The sequence below is a fragment of the Barnesiella sp. CU968 genome, assembly GCF_905219685.1.
Classification (GTDB): Bacteria; Bacteroidota; Bacteroidia; order Bacteroidales; family Muribaculaceae; genus Lepagella; species Lepagella muris_A.
Map to the genome: position 1 here is coordinate 1 of NZ_CAJMXD010000309.1, position 3516 is coordinate 3516.

A 3516-nucleotide genomic window follows, 5' to 3' on the forward strand; every position below is an offset into this window, starting at 1 on the left:
AAGGGCACAGGAAATAATCCCGCACAACCATTTGAAGAACACAACGGAGAATGGAGTGGTAACTTTATTCTTGTCTCTTCAACTCTTACAATATCTCCCGATCAGGGCGAGGCTTCGCTTGAATTTAGTACAGTTGATGATTTCAATATAAATTATGATCGTACTTTTACAGTGACAATCGTTTCTGCAGAAGGAGCTAAAGTAGGAACACAAAATTCTACATTGGTTACTCTTGAAGACAATGATAGTGATCCTTATGAACGTATCCAAGGTAACTATAAGGTCAATTGTTTTGATATGAATGGTACTGCACGTATGTTCAATATCAGTGTAAAAGGGGTCGCGAAGAGTTCTCCCTATTATGGAGTTCTACTTAACGTAACGGGACTCACATCCGCTTGTGAACCAATATTTGTAGGAGACGGATCCTCTATGCAAGCTGCCTTTGAAGTTGATCCAGAAACTGGTGCGCCTATGCTATATTTGCTTATGCCACAAGATATAGGCAAATGTACATATGCAGATGATCTCCGCATATGGGCATTAAATGGCTATTCAACTGCTCAAGCTGAGGTTCCCGGTATACTGAGTGACGACGGCAGGACTATTTCTTTCCCCGAAGGCTCAATGATTCTTTTCTATGCTGCTTCTGCCGACTTCTCCACTCAGTTAGGTGGATTTGGAGCAATCAGTGATTTCAGCTTTGCACGTTGATTTATCACGCTCCTATTAGAAACAAAAGTCTATCATAAAAGAGGCGTGTCAAATCCATAAATTTTGACACGCCTCGATTATATACATTAACTAATATGCATAAGATTCTACAGAAACTCAAAATGACAGCATTTATAGCTGTCATGGCAATTATTCCGGCTATAGCAATGGCATCGCCATTGACTCCCGGTGAGGCATTGTCCAGGCTTTCTTCCGCCAAAGGGCCGAAAAAGGTTTCCGGCAGACTGGACAGGATGGATGTTGTCCACACCCTTAGGACATTTAACGGGAATCCGTCTGCATACATTTTTGCAGACCGCAATGCGGGTGGCTACCTCGTTGTGTCTGCCGATGATTGCGCGGCTCCGTTGCTGGGCTATTCCGAGAGCGGCAGCTTTGACAGTGAGTCGCTTCCTCCTCAGTTCGAGTATTGGCTTGGAGAGTACTCCCGACAGATTGAGTATGCCTCGTTGGCAGGGTTGCCGGCGTATGCCGCCTCTAGTGTGTATGGTGGGGATGATCGCAAGATTGTAGCGCCCTTGATGTCCACGCGTTGGAATCAGGACGCGCCTTACAACCTCTTGGTGCCGTCGAAGGACAGCCGGAANTATCCCACAGGCTGCGTCGCCACGGCGATGGCGCAGGTCATGAAGTATTGGAACTATCCCGAACGGGGCACGGGCAGCGGGTCTATTACCCTCCCCTCTGGTGCTCAGGGGGAATCTTCGATGAACTTCAGGACTGCATTCGATTGGGATAACATGCTTGACATCTATAAGTCGGGAGGCTATGACGACACCCAGGCTAAGGCTGTNGCGACATTGATGAAAGCGTGTGGCTATNCCACTAAGATGAACTACTCCATGGGTGGATCGGGCACGCTTTCCCGCTTCGCGGCGCAGGCGCTTGTCAACAACTTCTCGTACAATCCCGACATAGAATACTGCGAACGCGACTATTACAGTGCTGCCGAATGGGAGGGGATACTTTATGCCGAGATGGCGGCAGGCAGGCCGGTCCTTTATGGAGGTGTTTCCTCCTCTGTGGGTCATGAGTTCGTTTGCGACGGTTATGCCGGTGATGGCTATTTCCATTTTAACTGGGGATGGGGCGGTATGTCTGACGGCTATTTCCTTCTTGCTGCCCTTGATCCCGGCTCTGTCGGCATTGGCGGTGGCACCGGAAGCGACGGCTTCAACTACGCCCAGGACATAGTTATCGGTATTCAGCCCGGGGCATCTTATTCCTATACTCCGAGACTGACGCAGCTGGGCAGCCTGTCAGTATCGCTTGCGGGCAAGGATGTGTCCATGAGTCTTGATTACAACGGAAGAACCGGAATATGGGCAAACACCGACATCAGACCTCTTTCTGTAAATTTCGGAGNAAATATTAAAAACTACGACTCATCTTACGCCAAGTCAATAACTATTGTATCGCAGACTTTCGCCGCGCCTGTGCTTGAGCAAGCTGCAAGCGGCGGCTATATGATCAGTTATAGCGGCATAGGCTCACCGGGAAAATTCTCTCTTCCCGATGACATGCCGGATGGCGAATACGAAGTATCCTTAGTCACTAAGGCATCGGGCAATTCCGATGCAGACTGGCTGCCGGTATTATGCTCGTCTTCCGAAAAGAATTCATTTTATATTAAAAAGAACGGTACAATTTATTCTGTCATCGAAAGTATCAGCAACCCTATAAAAGTTGATAATGCAGAATTCATAAGCAAACTGTATTATGGGAATGCCGCGAAATTACGGGTGTCGCTTGGCAATTCATCCGCACGTGATTTGTCAAAACGGATCCGACCTGTGCTGTATAATGCCGATGCTGCAGCAATGGAAGGGGAAACAATCACTGTGGTTCTTCCTGCAAACGGCAGCTTGACAGAAGACGTGACAACAATATTCCGTATTCTTCCGGGACAGACCGCCCCGACTCGCGTAATGTCATATAAGCTTGGATTTATTGATGCGGATACCGATGAGAGGCTTGACTGGAGTTCATCTGCAAGAATGCTGGTTGGAGGGGGCAATGCTTTCCAAGTCAGCGATTTCATATTGGAAAACGGCATCCTTACCGAGGAGACTGTCGGAGGCGGCAATACATCAAACGTGTACAGCGTTTCAACAGAGGATAATCTTTCGTTTGCAGCGACAATTGAAAACAAGAGTGTATATTTCGGCTATGGAATTTCCGCTCAGGTGTTTGACCAGAATAATCCTTCCGATATATTGACAACAGTGTCATTTGCTCCGCTTCTTATATTAGAGAATATTAATGAGACTGGAAAAATTCGCGGCAGTCTGAATACAGATACATTCGACTCTGACACGTTGTATGGTTTAAAACTATATGCCATGACACCTAACGGTTTTGCAGAAATCAAGAATGTTGACCCCATTTATTTCCGAAAGTCCTCTTCTTCTGTTGACGAAATTATGTCAGGGAATGAAATAAGTGTCAGATATGATGCCGCAAAAGGTGTGGTGATAGCAGAAGGTGATGTCGAATGCCTTAGCATATATGACATCAACGGGAATCTTATTTCATCAGACTCTGTACAGAAGGACGGAAAAACAATAGTGAACCTTAACGTTTCCGGGAAAGGTGTTGTACTGGCAGTGGCAAGATTCAAATCCGGTAAAGTCAAGGCTCTTAAAATAATTCTGTAATAAGGTGTCTGGATTTAACGTCCATTCACGTGTAGATGGATTTCCGAGGGAATTTCATGAGTTAAAGAAGGAGCATGGCGAACCATGCTCCTTCTTCAATTCGTAAATACGCCTTATCAGATTC

2 protein-coding genes are annotated in these 3516 nt (G+C 46.4%); both read left to right on the plus strand.

Features of this window, described 5'->3' with window-relative positions:
• On the plus strand, positions 1-714 hold a 714-nt coding region (locus JX312_RS10695; protein ID WP_204457985.1), incomplete at its 5' end, for a hypothetical protein.
• Between the two features lie 95 nt (positions 715-809).
• Entirely contained in the window at positions 810-3392 is a 2583-nt protein-coding gene (locus tag JX312_RS10700) for a C10 family peptidase (RefSeq protein WP_204457986.1), read from the plus strand.
• Positions 3393-3516 lie beyond the last annotated feature (124 nt).